Origin of the sequence: Sphingobacterium thalpophilum, assembly GCF_901482695.1 — a bacterium.
In the GTDB taxonomy this organism is placed as follows: domain Bacteria; phylum Bacteroidota; class Bacteroidia; order Sphingobacteriales; family Sphingobacteriaceae; genus Sphingobacterium; species Sphingobacterium thalpophilum.
Genome location: NZ_LR590484.1, coordinates 3091888 through 3115943, shown reverse-complemented (window position 1 = coordinate 3115943; position 24056 = coordinate 3091888). Strand labels below are relative to the sequence as shown.

Sequence of the window (24056 nt, the reverse complement as noted above, 5' to 3'; positions counted from 1 at the left end):
TTTCTGCTATATTTTTTTGCAGAGGCAATCGCTTAGACTGGACGCTTCAAGGCACTTTCGATGAGCTCCGCGTAAAACTCCCCTTCCTTCATACCATAAGCACGGACTTGTTGTGGAATAAAACTCTGTGCTGTCTGTCCCGGGATGGTATTGATTTCGATGAAATAAAACTTATCGGTACCGCTTTCCAAAAAGAAATCTACACGGACCATCCCTTTGCAGTTCAGACGTACATAAATCTCCTTCAGAATACGTGCAGCGCGTTGCTGCTGCTCTACAGTTAGATCTGCCGGTGTTATTTCTTCTGTCAGCCCGGGTACATATTTGGCTTCATAGTCAAAAAATTCGCGTGTGGTCCGTACCTCTGTTGCCGGTAAGACTATCAGCTCGCCCGCAGCATTGCGAAAAATCCCTTCTGAAAACTCCCGCCCCGTCACAAATTCCTCAACAATCACCTGTTTTCCCGTATTTTCAGCATCGAAGGCTTTATCAATGGCTTGCTGCAGCTGGGAAGCTTCTTTCACTTTGGTCATTCCGATGCTGCTTCCACCAGCATTGGGCTTCACAAAATAAGGAAGGGACAAATTACTTTCCACGATACGGATAGCATCCACCCGTTGCGACTCGAACAACAACACGGACTTGGCGAGAAATAACTCGGGAATACCGCTTAATACCGCTTTGGTGTACCCTTTATTCATTGTCAGTGCCGACGTCAGCGCATCACATGAGGTATACGGTATGTTCAGCAGATCAAAATAACTTTGCAGCCTGCCGTCTTCCCCGGGTACGCCATGGACCATGATAAAGGCCAGATCAAAGGTGATGGTTTCCCCTTGTAGTGGAAGTGTAAAATCTTCCTTAGCAACGGAATGGCGTTCACCATTCGGATCTTCATAAAACCAAGCCTCCTTACTGATCGTAATCCGATAAACATCGTATTTTTCGTGATCTAGCTGAGTGTATACAAAGGCTGCACTTTTGAAAGAAACTGCCGCCTCCTCCGTGTAACCTCCGGTTATTAATGCTATTTTTGCTTTCATAAATTTTAGCGATTCGAATAGCAAATATAATTTGCTATACACGGAAAAACGAATAATTTTGTGACGAATAATTTTAATTTAACCATTCTGCTAAACTGGCGTCAATATTGCGGTCTTATGCAGAATTCATCTTTAATATTATATATAGAAAATGTCCAAAATCGTACAATATCTTCAGACGCCCACATTCAGGAAGAATCTTATTGCCGCATTTATCGCGATAATCTGTCTATTTCTGGCTATATATGTTGGACTGAAAATATATACTAAACATGATGAATCGATAGCGGTTCCAAAAGTAAAAGGTCTACATATCAATGCTGCGCTGCAGGCATTGGAAAATGCAGGACTAGAGTACCAGATCGACTCTGTTTATCAGATGGATGCCAAACCCGGCCTGGTGATCGAACAGGATCCCGAACAGGGATTTCACGTGAAATCGGGTCGGACAATATACCTTACGATTATCACACAGGTGGCTCCCGAAGTTGCTTTTCCAAATATTAAAGACAAAACACTCATTGAAGCAACAGCCATTCTAAAAAATCATAACCTTAAAATAGGTGATACATCCTATGTGGCAGACATCGCCCGCGATATCGTTTTAGATGCCCAGTTTGCCGGTCAGTCGATCCGAAATGGCCGAATGATACCGAAAGGTTCGCGTATTGACCTGGTGCTGGGCAATGGCCTTGGGGCAAACGAAGTGGAAATTCCGAACCTGATCGGTCTGCCGCTGAATGAAGCTAAATTTGCGCTTTCGGGTGCAGGCCTTGGCTTAGGTACTGTCACGTACGACCCCAATGTCACCGATACAACGACTGCCGTAATCAGTGCGCAGTCACCGGGAATAGAAAAGGGATTAACGAGCCTCGGGGCTAAAATTGATGTCACGCTTTCTCTTACGGCTCCCGCTCCTACGGCAACTGGAACACCGGGGACGACAGGTATGTCCAAGCCGCAAACTAATCCGTCACAGACAAACCTTCCGGTTAAGTCTACAGTCCCAGCAAAACCGACGACAACAGGCTCACCGGCAAAATCAACAAATCCACCAGGGGCAACACAAAAAAAGGAAAATAAAAGCAATAGTCTGGGCTTCTGATGCTACGGGAAAGGATTTGACCGGCAGCCTACGAACTATAGCGCAGGAAAATACCGTTAATACATAAAAACAACAAGCTGATGAAGTAAAACAGTGATAATCTTGGCTCTGGGCAATTATCGGACTAGCGTACCTGAGTTTCTTGCAACTGAAAATATAAATGAATGAAAAATAAAAAAGGAATACCAAGCTGGCTAAAAATTGGGTTAGTCATCGTTATCGTGATCGGCGGCTATTTTGCCTTGATCTTTTACCGTGCATTTTTTGCTTCCAACGTATCTGGAGAAAAGAAATACCTTTACATCCATGAGGGTGAAAAATATGAAGACGTCCTGAAATCAATCCGGGATTCCAATCTGCTGGATGATATCGCATCTTTTGAACGGGCAGCACAGTATAAAAAATATGCCCAAAGTATTAAATCAGGCCGATATTTGTTAAGCCCCGGTATGAACAACAGGCGTCTGATCGGAAATCTGATGGGCGGCTATCAGGAACCCGTTAAATTTAGGTTCGCCAACGTTCGCCTAAAAGAGAATATGGCTGCATTGCTCGGCAAAAATTTCGAAGCTGATTCAGCAGCGTTTATCGCGATATTGAATGATGAAACTATTGCACAGAAATTTGGTTTTACCAAAGAAAATTTTATTTCAATATTTATTCCCAATACCTACGAGATTTATTGGAACACAAGTCCGGAGAAGATCATCGCCCGCTTTGACGACGAATGGAAAAAGTTCTGGAACGCTGAACGGATGACCAAAGCAAAAGCCCTTAACCTGACTCAACAGCAGGTCAGTACCTTGGCGTCCATTGTAAAAGGCGAAGCCCTGCACCAGGACGAGATGCCTATGATCGCAGGGTTATATCTGAACCGTCTGAAAAAAGGCATGTTGCTTCAGGCCGACCCGACTGTGATCTTCGCCAACAACGACTTTTCCATCAGAAGGGTACTCAACAAGCATCTGAGAATGGATAATCCTTATAACACATACATTTATAGAGGATTGCCTCCGGGGCCTATTTCCATCCCCAGCATAGCTGCTATAGATGCCGTACTAAACTTTAAACAGCATGACTATATTTATATGTGTGCCAAAGATGACTTCTCGGGCTATCATAACTTTGCCACAACAGAAGCCGAGCATTTAGTCAATGCCCGTAAATTCCAACAGGCGCTAGACGCAAGAAATATCAAAAAGTAATGTTTGTATTTGATCATCAGATTCGTGTGCGCTATGCTGAGACGGACCAAATGGGTTATGTCTATTATGGGAATTATGCTGCATTTTACGAAATTGCACGGACCGAAATGCTCAGGAGCACAGGCATATCCTATAAAGAGCTGGAAGAGATGGGCGTCATGCTTCCTGTCACGGAGATGAAAACAAAATATCTCAAGCCGGGAAAGTACGACGACCTGATTACAATACGAGTTACGATACGCAAAAAGCCTGCTGTACGCATTGTTTTTGAATATGAGCTTTTCAATGAGAGCGGTGAACTGCTCAACCAGGGGGAGACTACACTGGTATTTGTGAATATGGAGAAAAACAAACCCTGTATGCCACCACAGGTCTTCCTCGATAAAATGAGTAAATATTTTAATTGATATGGGGAAATTTCACCAATGGCTATTAAGATTTGAACCTTATTTTAGACTGATCGAATGGAGTAAGCACATCATACTGCCGGGATTTGGATCACTCCCCTTATACACCGTTGCGGTATTTTTTTTTCAGGAGCTTTCCAGAGACTCTATCGTGAGCAAGGCATCTTCCTTATCTTATAGTTTTTTGCTGGCTATATTCCCCGGTATTATTTTTCTGTTTACTTTGATTCCCTATATTCCAATCGACAACTTTCAGGAGCAGCTACTGGATTTTCTCGCAGTAGTAATCCCGAAAAATGCGTTCCTTGTCGTCGAGACCACATTGGAAGATATTATCAAAAACCAGAATGGTGGGTTACTTTCCTTTGGTTTTTTGTTTGCAACATATTTTGCCACCAACGGAATGGCTTCATTGATGAATGCCTTTAACAAGGCTTCTTTAATGACAGAAAAAAGACCGTGGGCAAGAAAACGTGTCATTGCCTTGGCCCTGGCCTTCCTGATTATCTTTGCGCTGACTGTGGGCATGACCATATTCACTATTGCTGGTATCACCATCGACTACCTGAAGGAAACGACAGGTATCAAATCCAGCATGTGGGCTATATTATTAAAAATCGCGCGCTGGATGATCATTTTCGCCATTTATTTTTTTACGGTAAGCTGCATCTATAAATTTGGTCCATCTACCTCCAACAGATGGAAGTTATTTAGTCCGGGAGCATCCATGGCAACTATCCTCGCCATTCTGACATTCTCCATATTTACTTTTTATATCAACCACTTTGGCGCATATAATAAATTGTACGGGTCTATCGGGACTTTGATTGTGATCATGCTCTGGATCTATTTAAACACACTTATCTTATTACTGGGATATGAATTAAATGCTGCCATTGCCCTCTCCAAACAAACCATAGTCATCGCCAAACCTCGGATTTTCAACTCATTCAAGAAAGATGCACGCTAACATCTTTCGTAACTATTCAAGATGTTCTGGTCTTTGCAACGGTGTGCCAATCGACTTATAACGAGGGCTGCGACTACATAGATACCTTTCCTTTGGGATAAGTGGAAGTCTTTCAATAAAATATAGAAAAATAAAGTTTTGGAATAAAAGATTTTTTGTACCTTTGCAACTCCTACAACGTAGGAAAAAGGAGAAAATTAATTAATGGCAAAAAAACAAGAAGCAGAAAAAGAATTAGCAGCGAAAAACGCGGAGCTACAAGGTGCTGACACTAAAGTAGTGAAAGACACTGAAAAAATTGAATCAGAAGCTGATTCAAACTTAATCGACGAAATCAAATCAAACACTTGGATCACACCGGAAGGTGAATTTGACTGGGATGCGAATGATAAAGGTTTCGGAAATTATAGCGAAGCTGAACGCGCTAAACTTGAAGCACAATACGCTGATACTTTCAACCAGGTTAATCAAGGTGAAATTATCGAAGGTACTGTAGTTTCTATCAACAACAAAGACGTTGTCTTAAATGTTGGTTTCAAATCTGACGGTTTAGTCTCTTTATCAGAATTCCGTGACTTACCAGAATTAAAAGTTGGTGACAAAGTTGACGTATTTGTTGAATCTCAAGAAGATGCTAACGGTCAATTAGTACTTTCTCGTAAACGTGCTAAAACTCAAAAATCTTGGGAAGCTATCAATGAAGCATTGGAAAACGATGCTATCATTACTGGTTTCGTTAAGAGCCGTACTAAAGGTGGTCTTATCGTTGACATCAAAGGTGTTGAAGCATTCTTACCTGGATCTCAAATCGATATCAAACCTATCCGTGACTACGATGTATACGTAGGTAAAACAATGGAATTCAAAGTTGTTAAAATCAACCACGAATTCAAAAACGTTGTTGTATCACACAAAGTATTAATCGAAAACGACTTAGAAAACCAAAAATCTGAGATCGTAGCTAAATTAGAAAAAGGTCAAGTATTAGAAGGAACAGTTAAAAATATCACTGACTTCGGTGTGTTCATCGACTTGGGTGGTGTTGACGGTTTGTTACATATCACAGATATCTCTTGGGGCCGTATCGAGCATCCAAAAGAAGTTTTGTCTCTAGATCAAACAATCAACGTTGTTGTATTAGACTTTGATGATGAGAAGAAACGTATCGCTTTAGGCTTGAAACAATTGTCTGAGCATCCTTGGGAATCTTTAGATACCGCGTTGGAAGTTGGTTCTAAAGTTAAAGGTAAAATCGTAACAGTTGCTGATTACGGTGCTTTCCTAGAAATCATCCCTGGTGTTGAAGGTCTGATCCACGTTTCAGAAATGTCTTGGTCACAAAACCTACGTTCTCCTCAAGAGTTCTTGAAAGTGGGTGATGAGATCGAAGCTCAAATCTTAACTTTGGACCGTGATGAGCGTAAAATGAGCTTAGGTATCAAACAATTGACTCCAGATCCTTGGAAAAATATTACTGAGCGTTACCCTGTAGGTTCTAAACAAACTGCTGTAGTTAAGAATATGACTAACTTCGGTGTATTTGTTGAACTAGAAGAAGGTATCGACGGTCTGATCCACATCTCTGATTTATCTTGGTCTAAGAAAATCAATCACCCGAACGAATTTACTAAAGTTGGTGAAACATTAGACGTCGTTGTTTTAGAGCTAGACGAAGAAAACCGCAAATTATCTTTAGGTCACAAACAATTGGAAGAAAACCCTTGGGATACTTTCGAAACAATCTTTACTGAAGGTTCTATCCACGAAGGTACTGTGATCAAAGTGGGTGATAAAGGTGACATCGTAGCTTTACAGTATGGTGTTGAAGGTTTCTGTCCTTCTAAACACTCAGTTAAAGAAGACGGTTCTTCATTGAAAGTTGATGAAGTTGCTTCATTCAAAATCATCGAATTCAACAAAGAAAACAAACGTCTAGTAATCTCTCACTCTCGTATCTGGGAAGAAGAGAAAGAAGAAGCTCGCAAAGAAGAGTCCAACAATCGTAAAAAAGACGCTAAAGCTGAATCTTCAGCTGTGAAAAAAGTAAAAGATTCTGTTGAAAAATCTACTTTAGGCGACTTAGACGTGTTAGCTCAATTGAAAGAGCAAATGGAAAATGATAAAAACGCTAAGTAATTAGCTATTTAAATCCATAAAAAGAGGCGGTCCACATATGGACCGCCTCTTTGTTTTTAACGGTCTGCTTTGTAAATTTGTGTCTATAAGTGTTATTGTTATGTCATTCAAATCAGCCTTAATTAGCCCTGCGGAACTTCAGGAGGCACTAACAAAAAACGACCACCTCATCCTACTCGACTGCACGATCGATAAGGTTGGCCAATCGTTAAAAGATGCTCCATTAGAATTACTTCCCAATTCACTATTTTTCGACATTGAAGGAAAATTTTCCGATCCTGCCTCTAAATTGCCACATACTTTGGTTTCCGAACAGGTTTTTCAACGCGGTGTGCGAGCCCTAGGCGTTGATCAAGATAGCACAGTGGTTTTATACGACCGATGGGGTATCTATTCCAGTCCAAGAGGCTGGTGGATGTTTAAGGTAATGGGATTCAATCAGGTATATATTCTAAACGGTGGTCTTCCTGCCTGGAAAGAAGCAAAGTATCCATTGGTAAATAGCTATCAAGAGAACATCAAAAACGGTAATTTTGAAGCGCATTTTCAAAAAAACTTATATGCCGATAAAGAGTACATTTTAGCACATTATAGATCATCGGAAGTCAGTATCTTCGATGCCCGCAGCAAAGGACGCTTTAATGGTTTAGTAGCTGAGCCGCGTAAGGGGCTTAATGGTGGGCATATCCCCCATTCCAGAAACCTACCCTTTGAAGAAGTACTTGACGGTGTTTGCTATAAGGATGTCGCTGAATTAAAACGACAATTCGAGCATTTTAATACAATGGAAAAAGAACATGTGTTCACCTGTGGCTCTGGGATCACCGCCTCCATACTGGCTTTCGCCTGCTATCTTTCGGGGCAGCACAACATTCGCGTTTACGATGGATCATGGTCTGAATGGGGCCGTGAGGAACTAAACCTTCCTACAGAAAAATAATCAGAATAAGGTGTTCCAGGAATAGAGATTTGCCTCCAGACGGATGACCTCAGCGTCAAGTAGCTCACGAATAATCTCTATTCTTCTTTTTTCCGAGCCAACCGTCAGACCACCGACAAGATCATGCAGGTTTTTGGGTCCGGCCAATAAGCTGACTTTAACTTCTTGCTTGATTTTTGCTCGCTGGTTTTCCTGATGATTCCGAATCAGGCACAGGTCACAGACCTGACAAAATCCTGCATTCTTTTCTCCGAAATAAAGCAGCAAAGACTGACTACGGCAATGTGACTTTTCGATATAACCAATCATTCCATTGACCTGATCTTCTTTTACCTGATGGCGTTCGCGGATAAAAACATGATCGATATGCAAGTGTTTATAGTCAACGCGATTCTGTAAAAAAGTTAGCTGTGGAGCGTCAGTAGACGGCAGATAGCTTGCTATCTCCAATCCTTCCAAGGACTTTAACAGTTCGACAACCTTTGCATAAGGTATCCCCAGCTTGTTGGCAAACTCATATTCATTGATCAGAATATAATTTTCAAATACACCACCATAGGTACGCAAAATTGCCTTGATCAATTTATCATATTTTGCATATTGTACCTGCACCTTGTACAGTTCGGTATGATCTATTTCAAATTTAAACCGTGAAGGTATTGTTACTGCTTCGGACAACGTGAGCCAGCCATCACGTTCCAGAAACTTCAGCGCGTTCATTACCGGAACCAACGGCAGCTGATACTTCTTCGCAAATGTAACTACATCAAAATCCACGGTAATCCCTGCTCCAGCCCCATAGGGAATCTGGAAGTGGTTACATAGGTAATGATAACTCTGCTGGATAAAAGGAATATCCGGAAAACTTACCTGCAGCGTGTCAAGCAATTTTTGTTCATCATTTTTCTGGTAGAGAATGACCGGATAAGCTTTTTTTCCGTCCCGTCCTGCCCTACCAGCCTCTTGATAATAGGCTTCTAAGGAGTCAGGTAGATCCAGATGGATCACAAATCGCACATCAGGCTTATCGATCCCCATTCCAAAGGCGTTGGTCGCAACAATAACACGAATATTGTTATTCATCCAGGCATCTTGCTTTTGGTCCCGTTCCGGCCCGGGCAGGCCTGCATGATAATAATCTGACGAGATACCATTGTTGATCAATATTCGGGCGATTTCCAGTGTCTCTCTGCGATTTCTGACATAAACGATACCAGAGCCGCCCAGCTTATGGATAATACGCACCATGCGTCCCATCTTATCTTCCTCCTCGATTGCCATATACGCCAAATTGTCCCGCAAGAAACTTTTGACAAACACATTCGACGCCGGAAAACCTAGCTTGCGCTGTATATCAGCAATAACCCGCTCTGTTGCTGTTGCCGTCAGGGCCAAGAAGGGGACGTCGGGATGCAGTTCTCTGAGCCTGGCCAATTCCAGATACGGCGGGCGGAAATCATAGCCCCATTGGGAGATGCAATGTGCTTCATCAACAGCAAACAGATTAACCTTCATATAACGTATACGCTCCCTGACCAAATCACTATAAAGCCGTTCGGGCGAAAGATACAAAAACTTGATCTGCCCGTAGACACAATTGTCTAAGGTAATATCCACTTCCCGTTTTTTCATTCCGGAATAAATCGCCACTGCCTGAATACCATTTTTTTGCAGATGTTCGACCTGGTCTTTCATCAGGGCAATAAGTGGGGTAACAACAATGCATATCCCTTCTTTCATCAGAGCCGGCACCTGAAAACAAATAGACTTTCCCCCGCCAGTTGGCAAAAGGGCCAGGGTATCTTTACCCGACATGACCGATTGGATGATTTCCTCCTGTAAAGGTCGGAAGGATTCAAATCCCCAATATTGTCTTAAGATGGATAGACTATCTAATGTCATAAGTTCTCCTTATTCCAAACATACGCAAAATTATCTTTTAAGATATAATAGGATACACCCAAACTGTCAAGTTCAGTCTTTGTCTGCTGTACATACCTCAAGGAATTGGATCCATCAACGATAATCAGTTTGGGTCTGATTTGCCCAATGAGAATGGATAGCTCTTTGACGGCGTTCTTTCGGACAATGGCCAAATCAGCCTGCGGAAGCCGATCACTGCGCTGCTCGATAACGGCTATTTTACCTATAGGAAGGGAGATCAAATAATTTTTTCGCCTATCGTTGGTCAAAGGGATAAACTGGATTTGATCGCCCGCTGTCAGCGCAGAAATCTCCCGTCCGCAAGCATATTGCAGGGCAGTATGCTGTAAAGAATCAAAGGTACTATAGACCAGCCCTCTCCGGTGCCTGAAGTAGGCTATGGTCAGCTCATTTCGGGTATTATAAACCCGAAATTGTTCACTATCGATCTTCGTTGTACGATCATGGAGATCGATCAGCAGCATTGCGACTATACAAAAAAGGCCTAGATAAGCGTATTTCTTATCTCTCCATTGATACGCATATAGCAGCAAAAAGATAGCGAAGTAGGAAAGCAGTAGAAAACCGATATCGATGATATCATACCTTACTGTCGAAAATGCTAAGCGCTCAATATACTTTAAACAAGATAATATTACCGCAATCAGATACTCTAAAACATCACCCAGCATATGGTTGAGCCACTCCAATGGGCTGACGGTCATCACGAAACCGAGGTACATAATCAGGCTGGACGGAAAGTCGACAAGCAGGTTGGCAAATAGAAAATAGGTGGGAAACTGACCAAAATAATAGAGACTGAGTGGTGTTGTCAGCAGCTGGGCAGCGATGGAAATACTGAATGTGTCCCTTAGAAAGCGGACCACAGGACTTGTGACCACTATGACCCGTTCGAAAATCGGAATAAGCAGGGTCATACCGAGTACGGCTAGAAAGGAGAGCTGAAAGCCAACATCCATGATGGAACGGGGGGCACAGATCAGAATAAGTAGTGCAGCCGCTATCAAGGTATTGAACGTAGAACGGCTTCGTCTAAAGTGTTCGGCACATACGATGAAACTGATCATGATGGCCGCTCTGGCTATGGGGGGATCCAATCCAGCAATAAATGCATAAGACCAGATAATCAAGAGAGTCAGTAGAAAGGGCAGCCATGAGGCTGGCCCCCGCCAGTTGATCCGTTTAAAAATTAGCGATAGAAATCCGAAAAGTATAGCCACATGCATACCCGAAACGCTCAGCACGTGAATGGTGCCGGTATTGGTAAACGCACGGATATTATCTTCGCTGATATCGCTCCGGAAACCGTACAACAATGCTGCGGCTATTGAAAAATACTGTTCCTCGGAGAAATAAGGATACAACTTCATCAGAAAGTGCTGGCGGATCCGCAACGCCATTCCCCTGATATCAAAATAGCTGGGCAAAGCTGACCCAACAATTCTATATTGTCCGGATTTCAGAAAAAGCTGATGATGGATATCCGATTTATTTAAATAGCCACGATAATCAAACTGCATAGGATTATAAGGGGGATCTACAACTTTTGCACGGCCTTGTAACCATAGCTTGTCTCCATATTGCAGAAAGTTTTTGGATGTGTCGCGGAGGCTCACCATCATCTTACCCTTTAAAGCGATAAAATTGCCCTGCATATATCCACCGGTAACTTGCGCGGAGAACCGGATGAAGTCAGATTTCACTTTCGGTTCCTCATTCACCTCGACGACATAGCTATCGAGATTAAAATGCGAAAAATGATCTTTGACATAACGAGGGTCATTACGCCAATATTGCCAGACTCCAAACAGTAGAATAACGATATAATAAAATATCGGATAACAGCGTCCCAGCGGTCGACTACCTAGAAAATAACAGCACACTGTCAGCAGCGCCACGACCTGCAGCCCAGACTTCAGATATAAAAAGGATACCAGATCAAACCTAAACAGCGGCGCCACAAGCAGCGCCATAACGTATACAATCGCGATCTTCAGTAATGGAACTCGCTCCAGCGTTTGATCGAAACTTAAATCACTCATAGCTGCCACCTTAACTGTATCTTGATTTCCGATTTTCGGCCGCCATTGATCTCATCTAGCCCTGATCCGATCGTCTCCATCCCCGGGTAAAAGTATACCCCATATTTTGCCCATATATCTAGACGATTACCGACGCGGTACCGTACGTTCATGTAGGTCCGCCAGCCCGTTGCGGTATACATGCCAAAGCTAGATCCATAAAGTACGTCATTCTCGTATGCATACATGCGGTTGTCGTAGCTGTCTGTCTGAAAATACGCCACCCTTGAATTCAGCTGAATTTTGCCAGCGGAGGGCTTCCAGAAAATGTCCTGGTAAAATAAGTATCCGAAGGTGTTTTCTTCATATTCTTTTTGATACAGATTGGCCTCTGCGCGTGTACGGATGGTCCATACACGGTCCAATTTATACTGAAATTCGAGTCTCACTTGTTGTTTTGCCGTATTCACCAGTCCTGTTTCGGTATTTCCTTCTCCGGAGTAATTTACCTGTTTCAGCCGGTTGCGGTACCGGAGAGAAAGCTGGCCTTTTTTATACCACATATATGTGAGCTGACTAAAAATATCAGCTCCTGACGAGCTTGTGTCTGCTTGATATCTGGCCTCGGGAAATCTGAATATGTCCACATAGTTGGACCAGAGGAGTTTTCTTGCAAGCTGATAAGTAAGGCCGATGTAAGCGCCCTGCTCATTTGCAGTATTACTCGATTCACCAAATCCCTGTCCATAGAACGTATGGAAATTCCTCTTGTAATCGCGGATCAGCAACACGGAGGATAGACGTGGATGTAAGCTCATAATCGTTCCGAACAACCAGGCGGTCCCTCCATCGAGACTACTTGCGAACTCGCCAAATAGATGTAAGTTGCGAAACGTATAGTTTGTATATAAAGAAACATTCCGCAATAAGTCTCCTTCAAAATCGTATTGTTGCCTTAGACCACTCCCTTTTACTTTAATGGCATCCAATTGGGATTGATTGACATTGACACCGATTTTCATGCGGTTGTAGCGCCACAGTATATTTATTCCGTAAGTCATCTGATGGGCAGCATTCCGGTAGCGAAGTTCTGTAGGCGTGCGGTGCAATCCTGACACCGCGATAGTCTTAATGATACGCTCCCCATCCTGATCCGTAACATTGCCATCAATAGATCGATAAGAAAAGTAAGGAGTAATCTCCAATGGCTGTAGCTGTATAGTTGCTGTCAAGCCACGCATAAAATTGGTTTCATTCAGTGAGGTATACTGTTTGGCGCCTATGCCCTGCCGGGCGGTGTTCTGTACAAGCCCACCCTTGCCGAAGCTTAGACCGTTCCACATGCTGATACCCTGCCCGAATTGCAGGGCATAATCTCCGACAATGAGATTGTTTATGCGGCCGGCTTTCTTTACGGCTAAACTCACACTGTAGAAATCGAATCCCAATTTTTGCTTACCCGAAAAAAAAGGTTCGCCAGCATCTTTTTCCATATTGATCGCCAGTCGGATCTTGTCTTTAAGCGCCGCCCGGTACCGGACCGCATATTTATTAGCATCGCCAAGGTAGCGGGACCTGCTCGTATCGGTGATCTGGTATCCTTTTGCTTTTTCGAGAAGCTTCCCATAGCGGATTATCAGCTCATGGGAAAAATCCCTTAATTTAGCGTCTTTCAGTGGGCTCGTTTCTCCCACACGGACAAACGGAAGCAATAGATTTACCAACCTCGCATCAAAGCCCTCAATCGACTGCAGTTCCAGTACGTGAATAAAATTGCCGGAAACCTGACGATGCTCCAGGATACGCTGCAACAGCAAAGGGTTGAGAAACTGCAACTCGTTTAATGCTGTTCCATCGGTCTTATTGAGATCAATAGGATGTTTTAGATAGTAATACCATTTTTCGCTGATTTCGCTTAAGTCGGTATCTTCAGGAAGTTCTTCCGACAAGCTTTCAAATAACTCTTCAGGATTGATGTTCTCTTGTGCTTGCGCCATACAGGTTGATCCAACAAAACAACCTATGATGAGCAAAGTTTTGCTGCAATAGTTCATAACAGGTCTTATTCATATTGGCTACGTGTTGGCTTAAATAAGAAGCATATATCTCGGCATGATAATGATTCTTCACTATGAAGTTAGAAAATTAAACACAATAAAAAAAGGCTTGATGAAAAATTTCTCAAGCCTTTTTATTTTATTTAAGAAACGATACTAGATATCGATCTTCGCGTAACGCGCATTTTTTTCTATAAATTCACGTCGGGGAGCAACCTCATCGCCCATCAGCATGGAGAAAATACGGTCACATTCAGCTGCATTTTCAATGGTGACCTGACGCAGGGTACGTGTTTCAGGATTCATCGTGGTTTCCCAGAGCTGTTCTGCATTCATCTCTCCCAGACCTTTATAACGCTGTACATGAACGCTGTCTTCTTTACCTGTACCTTTTAACCGTTGAATAGCATTGATGCGCTGATCTTCATTCCAGGCATACTCATGTTCTTTTCCTTTTTTCACCAAGTACAGCGGAGGTGTTGCGATGTATACATACCCTCTTTCGATTAGCTCTTTCATATACCTAAAATAGAAAGTCAAAATCAGTGTAGTAATGTGCGAACCATCCACGTCCGCATCGGTCATAATAATGATGCGGTGATAACGTAATTTTTCCAGATTCAGCGCTTTTGCATCTTCTGGCGTCCCGACACTCACTCCTAAAGCGGTAAACATGTTTTTGATCTCTTCATTTTCGTAGATCTTATGTTCCATTGCTTTCTCCACGTTCAGGATCTTACCGCGCAATGGCATAATGGCTTGATGTTTTCTATCGCGCCCGGACTTGGCAGTACCACCGGCGGAATCTCCCTCGACAAAATAAATTTCACATTTTGTGGGGTCATTATCTTGGCAGTCTGCCAATTTACCGGGTAATCCAGATCCTCCCATCACGGTCTTGCGCTGTACGAGGTCTCGGGCTTTGCGAGCAGCCGCGCGCGCCTGAGCGGCAATCACCACCTTTTGGACAATGGCTTTCGCTTCACGGGGGTTTTCTTCCAGATAGACACCCAAAATTTCTCCTACAGCGACATCAACCGCTCCCATTACTTCAGAGTTACCCAATTTGGTTTTCGTTTGACCTTCAAATTGAGGTTCGGCAACTTTAACAGAAATAACAGCGGTCAATCCCTCACGGAAATCATCCCCAGTGATTTCAACCTTTAAGTTCTTAAGCAAACCTGACTTATCCGCATATGCTTTTAAAGTCCGTGTCAGACCACGGCGGAAACCCGCCACGTGTGATCCCCCTTCAATGGTGTTGATATTATTAACATAAGAATGCACATTCTCCGAATAGGTATCGTTATACTGTAGCGCTAGTTCCACAGGAATCCCCTGTTTAATGCCTTCTACATAGATTGGTTCTGGTATGAGGGCCTGACGAGTGCCATCTAGAAACTTGACAAATTCTTTAAGACCGCCCTCAGAATAAAATGTTTCTTTCTTTTCGGAGCCGTCATCATTGGCTTCACGTTCGTCTTCCAGCGTTAAGCTGACGCCTTTATTCAAAAAGGCCAGTTCACGGAGACGGTTGGCCAAGGTGTCATAATTGTATACCGTGGTCTGCGTAAAGATCGTCGGATCAGGATGAAATGTTACAATAGTACCTGTTTTATCAGATACGCCGACTTCTTTCACATCGTACATCGGCTTACCGATTTCGTATTCCTGCTGGAATATCTTTCCTTCGCGATGTACTTCAGCTTTTAAATGAGTGGATAATGCGTTGACACAAGACACCCCTACACCATGCAGACCGCCCGAAACTTTGTAGGTATCCTTATCAAATTTACCACCAGCGTGCAATACCGTCATCACAAGCTCCAGAGCTGATTTGTTTTCTTTTTTGTTAATTCCTGTAGGGATACCACGACCGTTGTCCCGTACTGAAATGGAGTTGTCTTTATGAATCGTAACAAAAATCTCTGTACAATACCCTGCTACAGCTTCGTCGATTGAATTGTCTACTACCTCGTATACCAAATGGTGCAGTCCTTTGACACCGGTATCACCAATATACATGGATGGACGCTTACGAACCGCCTCTAAACCCTCTAATACCTGAATATTATCGGCCGAGTAGGTGGATGCATTTTTCTTTTCTTCGCTCATTGAAAACCTCTTAAATGTAATATTCAAAAATACGAAATTTAGCCCGATTTAACAAGCCTCCGGCTAAGTTTAAGCGCATAAACGGAATCACTAAAATAGAGGGTAATTTCACTTTTTTGATATGAAAAATTAGAATTTCAATTTTTTTATGTTAGGTTTGTTTCAATAATTATCTGCAAATAACAAAAAGATGAACACTATAATTTCCATTGTATCGAAAGTTTCCTTCGGCCTCTTGCTGGCCGGAGCCATTGTATCATGCAATCAGCAGGGAACAAAAACTTCCAGTGAACCTGCTAAAAATGACGCGAATGCAGTAAGCAAAGAAAGTCAGGACAGCAATAAAGATAAAATCGTTTATATAAATTCAGATTCTCTCTCAGAAAAATACCAGTATTTTAAAGACATCAAATCAAAGCTCGAAGGAAAGGTAAAAAAAGCACAAGCCGATTTACAGTCAAAAAGCACCGCATTTCAACGCGAGGTTGCTGAATACCAAAAAAATGCAGCCACAATGTCTGCTGCTGACAGACAGGCTACCGAACAAAAATTGGCCCGTAAACAAGACGAACTTGCCCGCCTGGATCAGACAGCCTCTTCTTCCATCGCAAAAGATGAATCGGATGAATTTAACAATGTTTATAACAAGATCACTGAATTCCTGAAAAAACATGCTACGGAAAATGGGTATAAACTGGTGTTAACTTACTCGAAGACTAACCCGACGGTACTCTATGCTGACCCTTCCTTGGAAATCACCAATGAAGTGATCAAGCAGTTAAACGAAGAATACAAATCTTCCAAAAAATAGAAATCTCAGTCAGATAGAAGAGATCACATGATCGAATAAAAATAGAGGCTGTTCAATTGTGAACAGCCCATTTTTTTTTAAAAGACCGCTGCATTTTTGCGAACTCTCCCTGCCCGCCCTTTGCATGGATTGGAGCAAACAAAATTGTTTCTTATCTTGTCTTTGCAAAAATCAGATTTATGGTCAGAACAATTGTTGAAAAAGATATTGCCAGTTACGAGTGGATCGATATCTCCGAACCCACTACGGAAGATTTCGCATTCATCAAGCAACGATACGATCTCAATGAAGCATCGATAAAAGACTCCAGAGAACCTGAACATCTGCCTAAAATAGAAGAATTTGAGAATTATACATTTATTATTCTTCGGGTAATGTCTGATAATTTTAAAGAGAATTCTGACAGCATAGGCGAAGTTACAGACCGACTGACTATTTTTTATGGCAACGACTTTGTCATTACTGTCCATAAACGGCGTATTGAATTTCTGGAAAAACTTAAAAATATTGAGTTCACTTCCATCAAAACAAAAAATAGCCGGAAGCTTGCCGTCTTTATTACGACCGCTGCCGTCTTTACATTCAGCAAAACCCTTGAACAGCTTTCCACACGAATCGATTCCTATGAGGAACTCATCTTTCTGAAGCGCATGAAGCAACAGCCCGTTCTAAAAAATCTGTATTTTATAAAAAGACAGATTGATGTCGCCAGGAAAGTCATTTTTCTTTATAAAGAAGTTGTCGAACACTTTCATTCCTCGTCCAAAAAAGATGTATATACACGTGATCTGAAGGATCTACAGATACGTACTTCGACCTTATATGAAAACTTATCGGAAAATATTACGCAACTGCTGAATGTATTTTTTAATATATCATCGAATCATACCAATGAAATCATGCGCATCCTCACCATATTTTCTGTGTTCTTTATGCCGATCACTTTTGTGGCTGGGATTTATGGGATGAATTTTAAAAATATGCCAGAACTGGAGTGGTATTACGGCTATCCCATAGCCTTAGGAATAATGGTCGGGATATCATTAGCCATCTACCTCTGGTTTAAACGGAAAGGCTGGCTATAAGCCAACCTTTTTCTTTGCCGCTGTTACGATAAAGTCTTTAAGATAGAAGGGTTCAAAGTAGGCGACATCCTCAAACTGTTTAAGCCGAAACTTATTAAAAGCCAGCTCGGATAGGAAAGCCGCAGAATTTTTAAATTCCTTGTGCACGACAATATGATCCATCCCCCGAAACAGTTCGTCAAATTTATCTGCCCCCGAACCAAATAAATGGATACGTTGGTATGTATTCAACAGCGCATCATAATGACTTTCATTAATAACTTCGGCTGAAGTATCTTTTATAAGTTCAGCTCTATCGTTGTAAATAGCCCTATACACCTCCATTCGGCGTGCATCAATCATCGGAATATAAACTTCATTATCAAGCAGACCAAATTGCTCTCTATACCCCCAAAACAAGGCCTCTAGCGTGTTTACTGCCACCAAAGGTATGTCTAAACCGTAGCAGAGACCTTTCGCTGTAGATACACCAATACGCAGCCCTGTATAAGAGCCCGGCCCCATGCTTACCGCAATTGCTGAGAGTTGACTAAAAGTACAGCCCGTTTCGTGCATTAACCGCTCCATTAAAACGGTAAGCTTTGCAGCATGGGCATTAGGCTCGTCAAGGTTTATGACTTCCAGTGTCCGCCCGTTTTCACTTAGGGCTACCGAACACACAGGAGTGGAAGTATCGATCTGTAATATTAAATTATTCATGGTTCTCTTTTGAAATCAAGGGACGGGATCATGTCCATGGCCACCCCAGGGATTGCAGCGTATGATTCGTTTTAAAGCCATTAAACCACCTTTAAATGGACCGTATTTAACAATAGCTTCCTTACCGTATTGGGAGCAAGTAGGCGTATACCTGCAATTGGCACCCAAAAACGGTGATAGAAACAGTTGATAGAAACGAATAATGGTCAGGAAAAAAAAACTAAAAAAAGGTTTAATTCCTTTTATCCAAATAAGCTTGAGCACACTCATCCTGCAATTTTTTCAGCGTTTTATTCATTGCGGCACGAAACACATCAAAGGCTAAGATCTGTTTGCCGACGTATTGAATCGCCAGATACAAAGTTACATTATGTTCTATCAAAAAGGGAATTAAATCGTTTGATTTTTGTAAGCGATAGCTCTCTCGCAACATGCGCTTAATTGCATTGCGGTCGACCGCTCTTTTAAATCTACGCTTGGAAACGGAAATAATAGACTGACAAGGGGGATTTTTTTCAGTCTGCTGGCTGTTTTCAAAAATAAACACTACTCTAAACGGATACAAAACAAAAGAAGAACCGCATTTAAAAAGCATATCGATACGCTTTTTCGCACACAACCGTTCTTCTTTTGTAAATGTATTTCTCATACGATGACTTAATCTTATCAGAAAAAGTTCCTATAAGCGGCCATCGATCCTTGTCAAAGACTAGCCTTTGTGACGGTATTCGTCAGACACTGTAAGACGTTTTCTACCTTTAGCTCTACGTGAAGCTAATACTCTTCTACCGTTTGCAGAGCTCATGCGCTCTCTAAAACCGTGTTTGTTTCTTCTTTTTCTTTGCGATGGCTGAAATGTTCTTTTCATGACGCTATTATGCTAATTTGTTCTTACTTCAATTAAATACAAAACTCCCCAAGAGGAATGCAAAAGTAAAGTTTATTTTAGATAAAAACAAACAATATTAAGAACATTTAAACTTTCAGTGAAAGAGGCGACCTAAAGCATTCAGCAATAAGACACTAACCGACGCAAACCAAAATAAAAAACAGGGGAATTAAGTTCCCCTGCGCGGATCGTAAATTCAGGACGACTCTGTTATTTGTTTTTCAGAATGTCTCTGATTTCAGTCAACAAGGTCTCTTCTTTCGTTGGTGCAGGAGGAGCTGCAGGTGCGGCTTCTTCCTTACGTTTCAAGGAATTCAAGGCTTTGATAACACAAAAAATACAAAATGCAACAATCAAAAACTGAATAACCACATTAATAAAGTTACCGTAATTAATGGATACCTCTGCCTGTTTGGCCGCTTCGTCTGCAGCTTTCAGGACAATTTTCTTCGACGAGAAATCAACTCCACCTGTTAAATATCCTATGGGCGGCATGATAATATCGTCAACCAATGATGTAACAATTTTACCAAATGCCCCACCGATCACAACACCGACAGCCAGATCAACAACGCTCCCGCGCATTGCGAACTCTTTAAACTCTTTTAAAAATCCCATATTAAACCATTTAATCTGTTAAAACTTAGTCAAAACTACTAATTGTCATATAAATCTAATCAAAATATAACAACTTTTATAATGCATTCATAATTGTCCTACATTTTTATTTCTTAAGTCTTAGTTTTAAAAATAGAATCTAAAACGATATTCTTCAGTTTTTTATAAACTTAATTTGTTATATTTGCACGTTAACTAGGGCAAAATATCAGGATATATTGTATATTGATAGTACTTTAAATTTAAACGGTAACTAAAAAGCCCAGAATAAGATAAAGTATCTATGAAAAAGATTCTTATTGCAGACGACCATGGCATTGTACGATTAGGTGCTTCTGTCATCATTAAAGAAACCCTTAGACAAGCCGAAATCTTTCAGGCCGAAGATTTTGATGAAGTACTGGAAAAGATAACAGCAGAAGATTTCGATCTGTTATTATTGGACATTAACATGCCCGGAGGAAATAACATTAAGGTTGTTGAAGAGATTCTACAAATTAGACCGGGCATCAAAATTTTGGTTTTTTCTTCCTATGATGAATCGCTTTATGCATTACGTTATATTGAAGCAGGGGCCGCTGGCTATCTGAACAAAACGACGGCCATGGCCGAATTGAGCCACGCCATTTTGGCTATTCAGGAAAGGGGCAAATATATGTCCAGCAATGTGCAGGATCTGTACGTGCAGAAACTTACTCAAAGTAAATCTGAGTTAACCAAATTAAATCCTTTGGCCCGTCTATCTAATAGAGAAGTGGATGTGGCCAAGCAGTTGATCAAAGGCTTGGGAATTATCGAAGTATCGAGCTTACTGGAATTGAGCCCATCAACCGTAAGTACGTATAAGAGCAGGATATTTGAGAAATTAAATGTTTCCAATATACCCGAGCTCATCGAGTTATTCAGAATACACTCCAACAACTAAGAAGATCGTTGGAGTGCATTTTATGTTAAACCAGGTCATCCATAGTGACTACTGGGATATCCTTCACATTAAAATCTTTCAATGGCTCAGACTTTCGGTACGCATACCCCACCTCAGCTTCGAGATCCCATAACATCGGTGCCAAAAAGTTCAGACAAGTTGTGAAGCCCTGTACCGTCGCAGAAAAATCACCTGTGTCTTTCGAATTTTTAGCCTCATTTTCAATCTCAAAAGGGCCATCGAAACCACGATCCTGCAACAGGTCCACAAATCCACGCCAGTCCATGCTGTCCGACCCACCGAATCCGGGAAGCATCGCTTCGTAATGATGTCTATCCCAGTCGTGTACGGGAATACTTACATTTGCTTTTTTAGCAAGTTCGGCATCGACGTGCTGCATGGGATACATGCCCCCCCAGTCTACACGGGCAGCCGTTTCCAGATTGCGTGTAGTCTTTACGTGGATTCGCTGCAAACGCTTGATATCCGTATTCCGAATCACCTCAATCGGATTCGTATTCTGCCACACATCATGTGAGGGATCGTAGATTTCGCCGTGGGCCTGACTCGGTATCATTGCATACATCAATTTACGGGCAGCCAAGACAGCAGGCAGGTTATTATAAGTTGAACTGTAACGCGACGAACGCCAGCCTTCCATAGGGCAATTTTCATACAGGATGGTCACTCCCAACCCTTCCGCATAGCGGACAATAGGTTCAAATATACGCTTGTACTCATCCAGATTCTTCTGAAATCCATCGATCTGATTACCGAGCTCGTGGTTATAACCGACAAAAGTACCCACTTTAACATTATTTTCATCTCCCCCAAGCAAATGGGCAATACGAATTAACTTTAATAGATGGTTTTGGTTTTTCACACGTTGTTCAGGATCTCCACCGATCATATTTTCAAAGGCTCCAAGAGAAAGCTTCAAGTCAGCTTGATTAAATAGTTCCAATGTTTCTTTCGCCTTTGCCGGTGTAAATCCATCGTAATCTAAATGTGTAGCTGTATGATCTTCTCGCGTACCATCTTTTCTAAACACGCAAAGATCTATCCCACCAGCACCGATCCGTTTTGTCGTTTGAATCAATTCAGGCAGGGACAATTTGTCAAAGGCAGAACTCATTACCCATACAGGGTTATTTAATTTTGTAGTCATAGCTTATATAATTGTATTGTATCGGTTTCTAAAGATACTAAAAAAGCCATCCGATCGAATGGCTTTTTTAGTTTTATGTCAATTACATTAATCTACATTGTCATGGAGAAAGGAATTATTTGGCCGGATTTCCGTGTTACCATCTTCAAAAGAAAGTGTAAAACGGGACACCTGCGATTGCGAAGAATGAGGTGTATCTTCCAATGACATTTGCTTCCTTTTATATGCAGGCTCGTTTTCGAGTTCATGTAAACCGTTTGAAGACTTCAATTTCATGCTCAGCTCTTTCAAACGTAAAATACGTTCTTTGGTACGCACCAGCTGGTCCTCAAAGGAAACCTGTTCTTCTTCTACTTGTGGTAGTCCTACGTGTTCATTGGTTGTGCTGGAAGAAAAACTTGTCTTTTCTTCGTAGTCCGAAGCTGATGGAGTCGTGTACGAATCAAAGACAGTAGGCATTTGAAACTGAAAGACTGAGGGCGAGGTTTTTAACTGAAATTCGTTTTCATCAAATGACGCTTCCTCCTCATATGCACTATCATGACCTAGATCGTGGCGTATTACCTGCGGTTCTTCAACAGCCACGTGTTGCTGTACCGCATTTTTCGGAGCAGTGAACAGGTCAGATTGCAATGTATTGTTTGGGGTCGACGGATTATTTGTCGAAGGAGCTGCAGTTTCCACGCGGTGTACCGGAGTCACAAAACTATTTGTAGCAGGTGTTTCCTTTGGAGCAACCTGAGATACAGGCTTCACAAAAGAATTAACGGGCTCCGGTGTCAAGGGCATAGACACCTTTGTATTTTCACGTTCTTTGTCACGTTCTTCCGATGTCTGGAAACCTGTCGCGATGATGGTTACCGATAGCTCGTCCTCAAAGTTTTCGTCGATACAGTTACCCCAGATTAAATCCGCTGACAAACCCGCTTTCTCCTGGATGTAATCCGTAATGATGGCGACCTCATCCATCGTCACCTCTTTAGTTCCGGAAGTGATGTTCAACAAAATATAACGCGCGCCTTCGATTTCATTATCTTTCAATAATGGCGATGCCAAAGCACCTTCTACAGCTCTAAGCGCACGGTCTTCACCTTCAGCAACGGCATTACCCATAATGGCAACTCCGCTATCATTCATTACAGTACGAACATCCTTGAAATCGACGTTGACATAACCGGGGATAGTGATGATTTCGGCAATACCTTTCGCTGCAGTAGTTAAGATATCATCTGCTTTCGCAAAAGCGGCAGTCATGGTTAAGTTTCCAAAAATTTCGCGCAGACGGTCATTGGAGATCACCAGATAGGAATCCACATATTTACGCAGCTCAGAAAGCCCTTCTTCAGCCTGAGAGCGACGGCGCTTTCCTTCAAATGTAAAAGGAGTTGTGACAATAGCGACAGTGAGAATGCCCAGTTCTTTGGCTGCTTTGGCTAATACAGGACTTGCTCCAGTACCGGTACCGCCCCCCATACCTGCTGTGATAAATAACATCTTGGTATTGGTGCCCAACATACGTTTGATCTCTTCAATACTTTCGATCGCCGAATTTTCACCTACATCAGGATCTGCACCAGCGCCCATACCTTCGGTCAGACTTATCCCCAATTGAACTTTATTGGGAATCGGGCTCAATTCCAACGCTTGCGCATCGGTATTGCACACGATAAAATCTACCCCGCTAATCCCTTGTTTATACATATGGTTGACCGCATTGCCGCCACCACCGCCGACTCCAATAACCTTAATTATTGAAGATTGCTCTTTTAACATTTCAAACTGTATTGACATAACTTATCCCTATTTAACTTATAATGAACACGATACCGAAGTACGCCAAGCCCACTATATGTAATGTAATAATAATATAATTTCAACAAAAGTTTTCCACATTTGTGAAATTGTGGAAAACTTCAAT

At 42.0% G+C, this 24056-nt stretch carries 21 protein-coding genes; 9 read left to right on the top strand and 12 right to left on the bottom strand.

What is annotated here, in order from left to right; translation table 11 throughout:
* Positions 1 to 32: 32 nt before the first annotated feature.
* The gene (locus FGL37_RS12975) at positions 33 to 1043 is read right to left on the bottom strand and encodes a D-alanine--D-alanine ligase (RefSeq protein WP_028072305.1); all 1011 of its coding nucleotides are present in this window, start codon (positions 1041 to 1043) and stop codon (positions 33 to 35) included.
* A gap of 151 nt (positions 1044 to 1194) precedes the next feature.
* Here FGL37_RS12975 and FGL37_RS12970 point away from each other — a divergent pair, with 151 nt between their 5' ends.
* From FGL37_RS12970 to FGL37_RS12945, 6 genes are all read left to right on the top strand, one after another.
* Positions 1195 to 2148 (top strand): PASTA domain-containing protein, encoded by a 954-nt coding sequence (locus FGL37_RS12970; protein ID WP_081818025.1) that lies wholly within the window; start codon positions 1195 to 1197, stop codon positions 2146 to 2148.
* A gap of 164 nt (positions 2149 to 2312) precedes the next feature.
* Positions 2313 to 3353: an endolytic transglycosylase MltG gene (gene mltG, locus FGL37_RS12965; protein WP_028072306.1), complete on the top strand. Its 1041-nt coding sequence runs from the start codon at positions 2313 to 2315 to the stop codon at positions 3351 to 3353.
* Positions 3353 to 3760, top strand: a complete 408-nt coding sequence (locus FGL37_RS12960) for an acyl-CoA thioesterase (protein WP_028072307.1) — start codon at positions 3353 to 3355, stop codon at positions 3758 to 3760. Before mltG ends, FGL37_RS12960 begins: the two co-directional genes overlap by 1 nt.
* A gap of 1 nt (position 3761) precedes the next feature.
* Complete coding sequence (locus FGL37_RS12955) at positions 3762 to 4730, top strand: YihY/virulence factor BrkB family protein (RefSeq protein WP_028072308.1); 969 nt, start codon at positions 3762 to 3764, stop codon at positions 4728 to 4730.
* Between the two features lie 204 nt (positions 4731 to 4934).
* Positions 4935 to 6866, top strand: a complete 1932-nt coding sequence (gene rpsA, locus FGL37_RS12950) for a 30S ribosomal protein S1 (RefSeq protein ID WP_028072309.1) — start codon at positions 4935 to 4937, stop codon at positions 6864 to 6866.
* Between the two features lie 100 nt (positions 6867 to 6966).
* Entirely contained in the window at positions 6967 to 7806 is an 840-nt protein-coding gene (locus FGL37_RS12945; protein WP_028072310.1) for a sulfurtransferase, read from the top strand.
* Here the strand turns inward: FGL37_RS12945 and FGL37_RS12940 are convergent, their stop codons facing one another.
* From FGL37_RS12940 to gyrB, 4 genes are all read right to left on the bottom strand, one after another.
* Positions 7807 to 9708 carry a RecQ family ATP-dependent DNA helicase gene (locus FGL37_RS12940; protein WP_028072311.1) on the bottom strand — a complete coding sequence of 634 codons (1902 nt, stop codon included), beginning with the start codon at positions 9706 to 9708 and terminating at the stop codon, positions 7807 to 7809.
* Positions 9705 to 11792, bottom strand: coding sequence for a ComEC/Rec2 family competence protein (locus FGL37_RS12935; protein ID WP_037534543.1), 2088 nt, complete (start codon positions 11790 to 11792; stop codon positions 9705 to 9707). Before FGL37_RS12935 ends, FGL37_RS12940 begins: the two co-directional genes overlap by 4 nt.
* Positions 11789 to 13768: a helix-hairpin-helix domain-containing protein gene (locus FGL37_RS12930; RefSeq protein WP_051607362.1), complete on the bottom strand. Its 1980-nt coding sequence runs from the start codon at positions 13766 to 13768 to the stop codon at positions 11789 to 11791. The genes FGL37_RS12935 and FGL37_RS12930 overlap by 4 nt, the downstream gene beginning before the upstream one ends.
* A gap of 216 nt (positions 13769 to 13984) precedes the next feature.
* Positions 13985 to 15943 carry a DNA topoisomerase (ATP-hydrolyzing) subunit B gene (gyrB, locus tag FGL37_RS12925; protein WP_028072314.1) on the bottom strand — a complete coding sequence of 653 codons (1959 nt, stop codon included), beginning with the start codon at positions 15941 to 15943 and terminating at the stop codon, positions 13985 to 13987.
* A gap of 190 nt (positions 15944 to 16133) precedes the next feature.
* On the opposite strand from gyrB, the gene FGL37_RS12920 reads away from it, so the two are divergent.
* Complete coding sequence (locus FGL37_RS12920; protein WP_028072315.1) at positions 16134 to 16754, top strand: OmpH/Skp family outer membrane protein; 621 nt, start codon at positions 16134 to 16136, stop codon at positions 16752 to 16754.
* Positions 16755 to 16933: 179 nt separating this feature from the next.
* Entirely contained in the window at positions 16934 to 17839 is a 906-nt protein-coding gene (locus FGL37_RS12915) for a magnesium transporter CorA family protein (protein WP_028072316.1), read from the top strand.
* Here the strand turns inward: FGL37_RS12915 and tsaB are convergent.
* From tsaB to mscL, 5 genes are all read right to left on the bottom strand, one after another.
* On the bottom strand, positions 17834 to 18538 hold the full coding sequence (gene tsaB / locus FGL37_RS12910) for a tRNA (adenosine(37)-N6)-threonylcarbamoyltransferase complex dimerization subunit type 1 TsaB (protein WP_028072317.1): 705 nt from the start codon (positions 18536 to 18538) through the stop codon (positions 17834 to 17836). The genes FGL37_RS12915 and tsaB overlap by 6 nt on opposite strands.
* A 15-nt stretch (positions 18539 to 18553) precedes the next feature.
* A complete protein-coding gene (gene yidD, locus FGL37_RS12905) occupies positions 18554 to 18808 on the bottom strand; it encodes a membrane protein insertion efficiency factor YidD (RefSeq protein WP_081818026.1) in 255 nt (84 codons plus the stop codon).
* A complete protein-coding gene (locus FGL37_RS12900) occupies positions 18771 to 19187 on the bottom strand; it encodes a ribonuclease P protein component (RefSeq protein WP_037534545.1) in 417 nt (138 codons plus the stop codon). Before FGL37_RS12900 ends, yidD begins: the two co-directional genes overlap by 38 nt.
* A gap of 60 nt (positions 19188 to 19247) precedes the next feature.
* On the bottom strand, positions 19248 to 19406 hold the full coding sequence (gene rpmH, locus FGL37_RS12895) for a 50S ribosomal protein L34 (RefSeq protein ID WP_075991291.1): 159 nt from the start codon (positions 19404 to 19406) through the stop codon (positions 19248 to 19250).
* 231 nt (positions 19407 to 19637) lie between these two features.
* Positions 19638 to 20045, bottom strand: coding sequence for a large-conductance mechanosensitive channel protein MscL (mscL, locus tag FGL37_RS12890; RefSeq protein WP_028072319.1), 408 nt, complete (start codon positions 20043 to 20045; stop codon positions 19638 to 19640).
* Positions 20046 to 20328: 283 nt separating this feature from the next.
* On the opposite strand from mscL, the gene FGL37_RS12885 reads away from it, so the two are divergent.
* Complete coding sequence (locus FGL37_RS12885; protein WP_028072320.1) at positions 20329 to 20970, top strand: response regulator transcription factor; 642 nt, start codon at positions 20329 to 20331, stop codon at positions 20968 to 20970.
* A 25-nt stretch (positions 20971 to 20995) separates the two neighbouring features.
* On the opposite strand, the gene FGL37_RS12880 is transcribed toward FGL37_RS12885, so the two are convergent.
* Both FGL37_RS12880 and ftsZ read right to left on the bottom strand, forming a co-directional pair.
* A complete protein-coding gene (locus tag FGL37_RS12880; RefSeq protein WP_028072321.1) occupies positions 20996 to 22138 on the bottom strand; it encodes a sugar phosphate isomerase/epimerase family protein in 1143 nt (380 codons plus the stop codon).
* A gap of 87 nt (positions 22139 to 22225) precedes the next feature.
* Positions 22226 to 23929, bottom strand: coding sequence for a cell division protein FtsZ (ftsZ, locus tag FGL37_RS12875; protein ID WP_037534547.1), 1704 nt, complete (start codon positions 23927 to 23929; stop codon positions 22226 to 22228).
* Positions 23930 to 24056: the final 127 nt, after the last annotated feature.

What these genes read in the sequence shown, in the direction of transcription:
- FGL37_RS12975 (WP_028072305.1), bottom strand. Translation starts at nt 1,043, where the DNA reads ATGAAAGCAAAAATAGCATTAATAACCGGAGGTTACACGGAGGAGGCG.
- FGL37_RS12970 (WP_081818025.1), top strand. Translation starts at nt 1,195, where the DNA reads ATGTCCAAAATCGTACAATATCTTCAGACGCCCACATTCAGGAAGAAT.
- mltG (WP_028072306.1), top strand. Translation starts at nt 2,313, where the DNA reads ATGAAAAATAAAAAAGGAATACCAAGCTGGCTAAAAATTGGGTTAGTC.
- FGL37_RS12960 (WP_028072307.1), top strand. Translation starts at nt 3,353, where the DNA reads ATGTTTGTATTTGATCATCAGATTCGTGTGCGCTATGCTGAGACGGAC.
- FGL37_RS12955 (WP_028072308.1), top strand. Translation starts at nt 3,762, where the DNA reads ATGGGGAAATTTCACCAATGGCTATTAAGATTTGAACCTTATTTTAGA.
- rpsA (WP_028072309.1), top strand. Translation starts at nt 4,935, where the DNA reads ATGGCAAAAAAACAAGAAGCAGAAAAAGAATTAGCAGCGAAAAACGCG.
- FGL37_RS12945 (WP_028072310.1), top strand. Translation starts at nt 6,967, where the DNA reads ATGTCATTCAAATCAGCCTTAATTAGCCCTGCGGAACTTCAGGAGGCA.
- FGL37_RS12940 (WP_028072311.1), bottom strand. Translation starts at nt 9,708, where the DNA reads ATGACATTAGATAGTCTATCCATCTTAAGACAATATTGGGGATTTGAA.
- FGL37_RS12935 (WP_037534543.1), bottom strand. Translation starts at nt 11,792, where the DNA reads ATGAGTGATTTAAGTTTCGATCAAACGCTGGAGCGAGTTCCATTACTG.
- FGL37_RS12930 (WP_051607362.1), bottom strand. Translation starts at nt 13,768, where the DNA reads ATGGCGCAAGCACAAGAGAACATCAATCCTGAAGAGTTATTTGAAAGC.
- gyrB (WP_028072314.1), bottom strand. Translation starts at nt 15,943, where the DNA reads ATGAGCGAAGAAAAGAAAAATGCATCCACCTACTCGGCCGATAATATT.
- FGL37_RS12920 (WP_028072315.1), top strand. Translation starts at nt 16,134, where the DNA reads ATGAACACTATAATTTCCATTGTATCGAAAGTTTCCTTCGGCCTCTTG.
- FGL37_RS12915 (WP_028072316.1), top strand. Translation starts at nt 16,934, where the DNA reads ATGGTCAGAACAATTGTTGAAAAAGATATTGCCAGTTACGAGTGGATC.
- tsaB (WP_028072317.1), bottom strand. Translation starts at nt 18,538, where the DNA reads ATGAATAATTTAATATTACAGATCGATACTTCCACTCCTGTGTGTTCG.
- yidD (WP_081818026.1), bottom strand. Translation starts at nt 18,808, where the DNA reads ATGAGTGTGCTCAAGCTTATTTGGATAAAAGGAATTAAACCTTTTTTT.
- FGL37_RS12900 (WP_037534545.1), bottom strand. Translation starts at nt 19,187, where the DNA reads ATGAGAAATACATTTACAAAAGAAGAACGGTTGTGTGCGAAAAAGCGT.
- rpmH (WP_075991291.1), bottom strand. Translation starts at nt 19,406, where the DNA reads ATGAAAAGAACATTTCAGCCATCGCAAAGAAAAAGAAGAAACAAACAC.
- mscL (WP_028072319.1), bottom strand. Translation starts at nt 20,045, where the DNA reads ATGGGATTTTTAAAAGAGTTTAAAGAGTTCGCAATGCGCGGGAGCGTT.
- FGL37_RS12885 (WP_028072320.1), top strand. Translation starts at nt 20,329, where the DNA reads ATGAAAAAGATTCTTATTGCAGACGACCATGGCATTGTACGATTAGGT.
- FGL37_RS12880 (WP_028072321.1), bottom strand. Translation starts at nt 22,138, where the DNA reads ATGACTACAAAATTAAATAACCCTGTATGGGTAATGAGTTCTGCCTTT.
- ftsZ (WP_037534547.1), bottom strand. Translation starts at nt 23,929, where the DNA reads ATGTCAATACAGTTTGAAATGTTAAAAGAGCAATCTTCAATAATTAAG.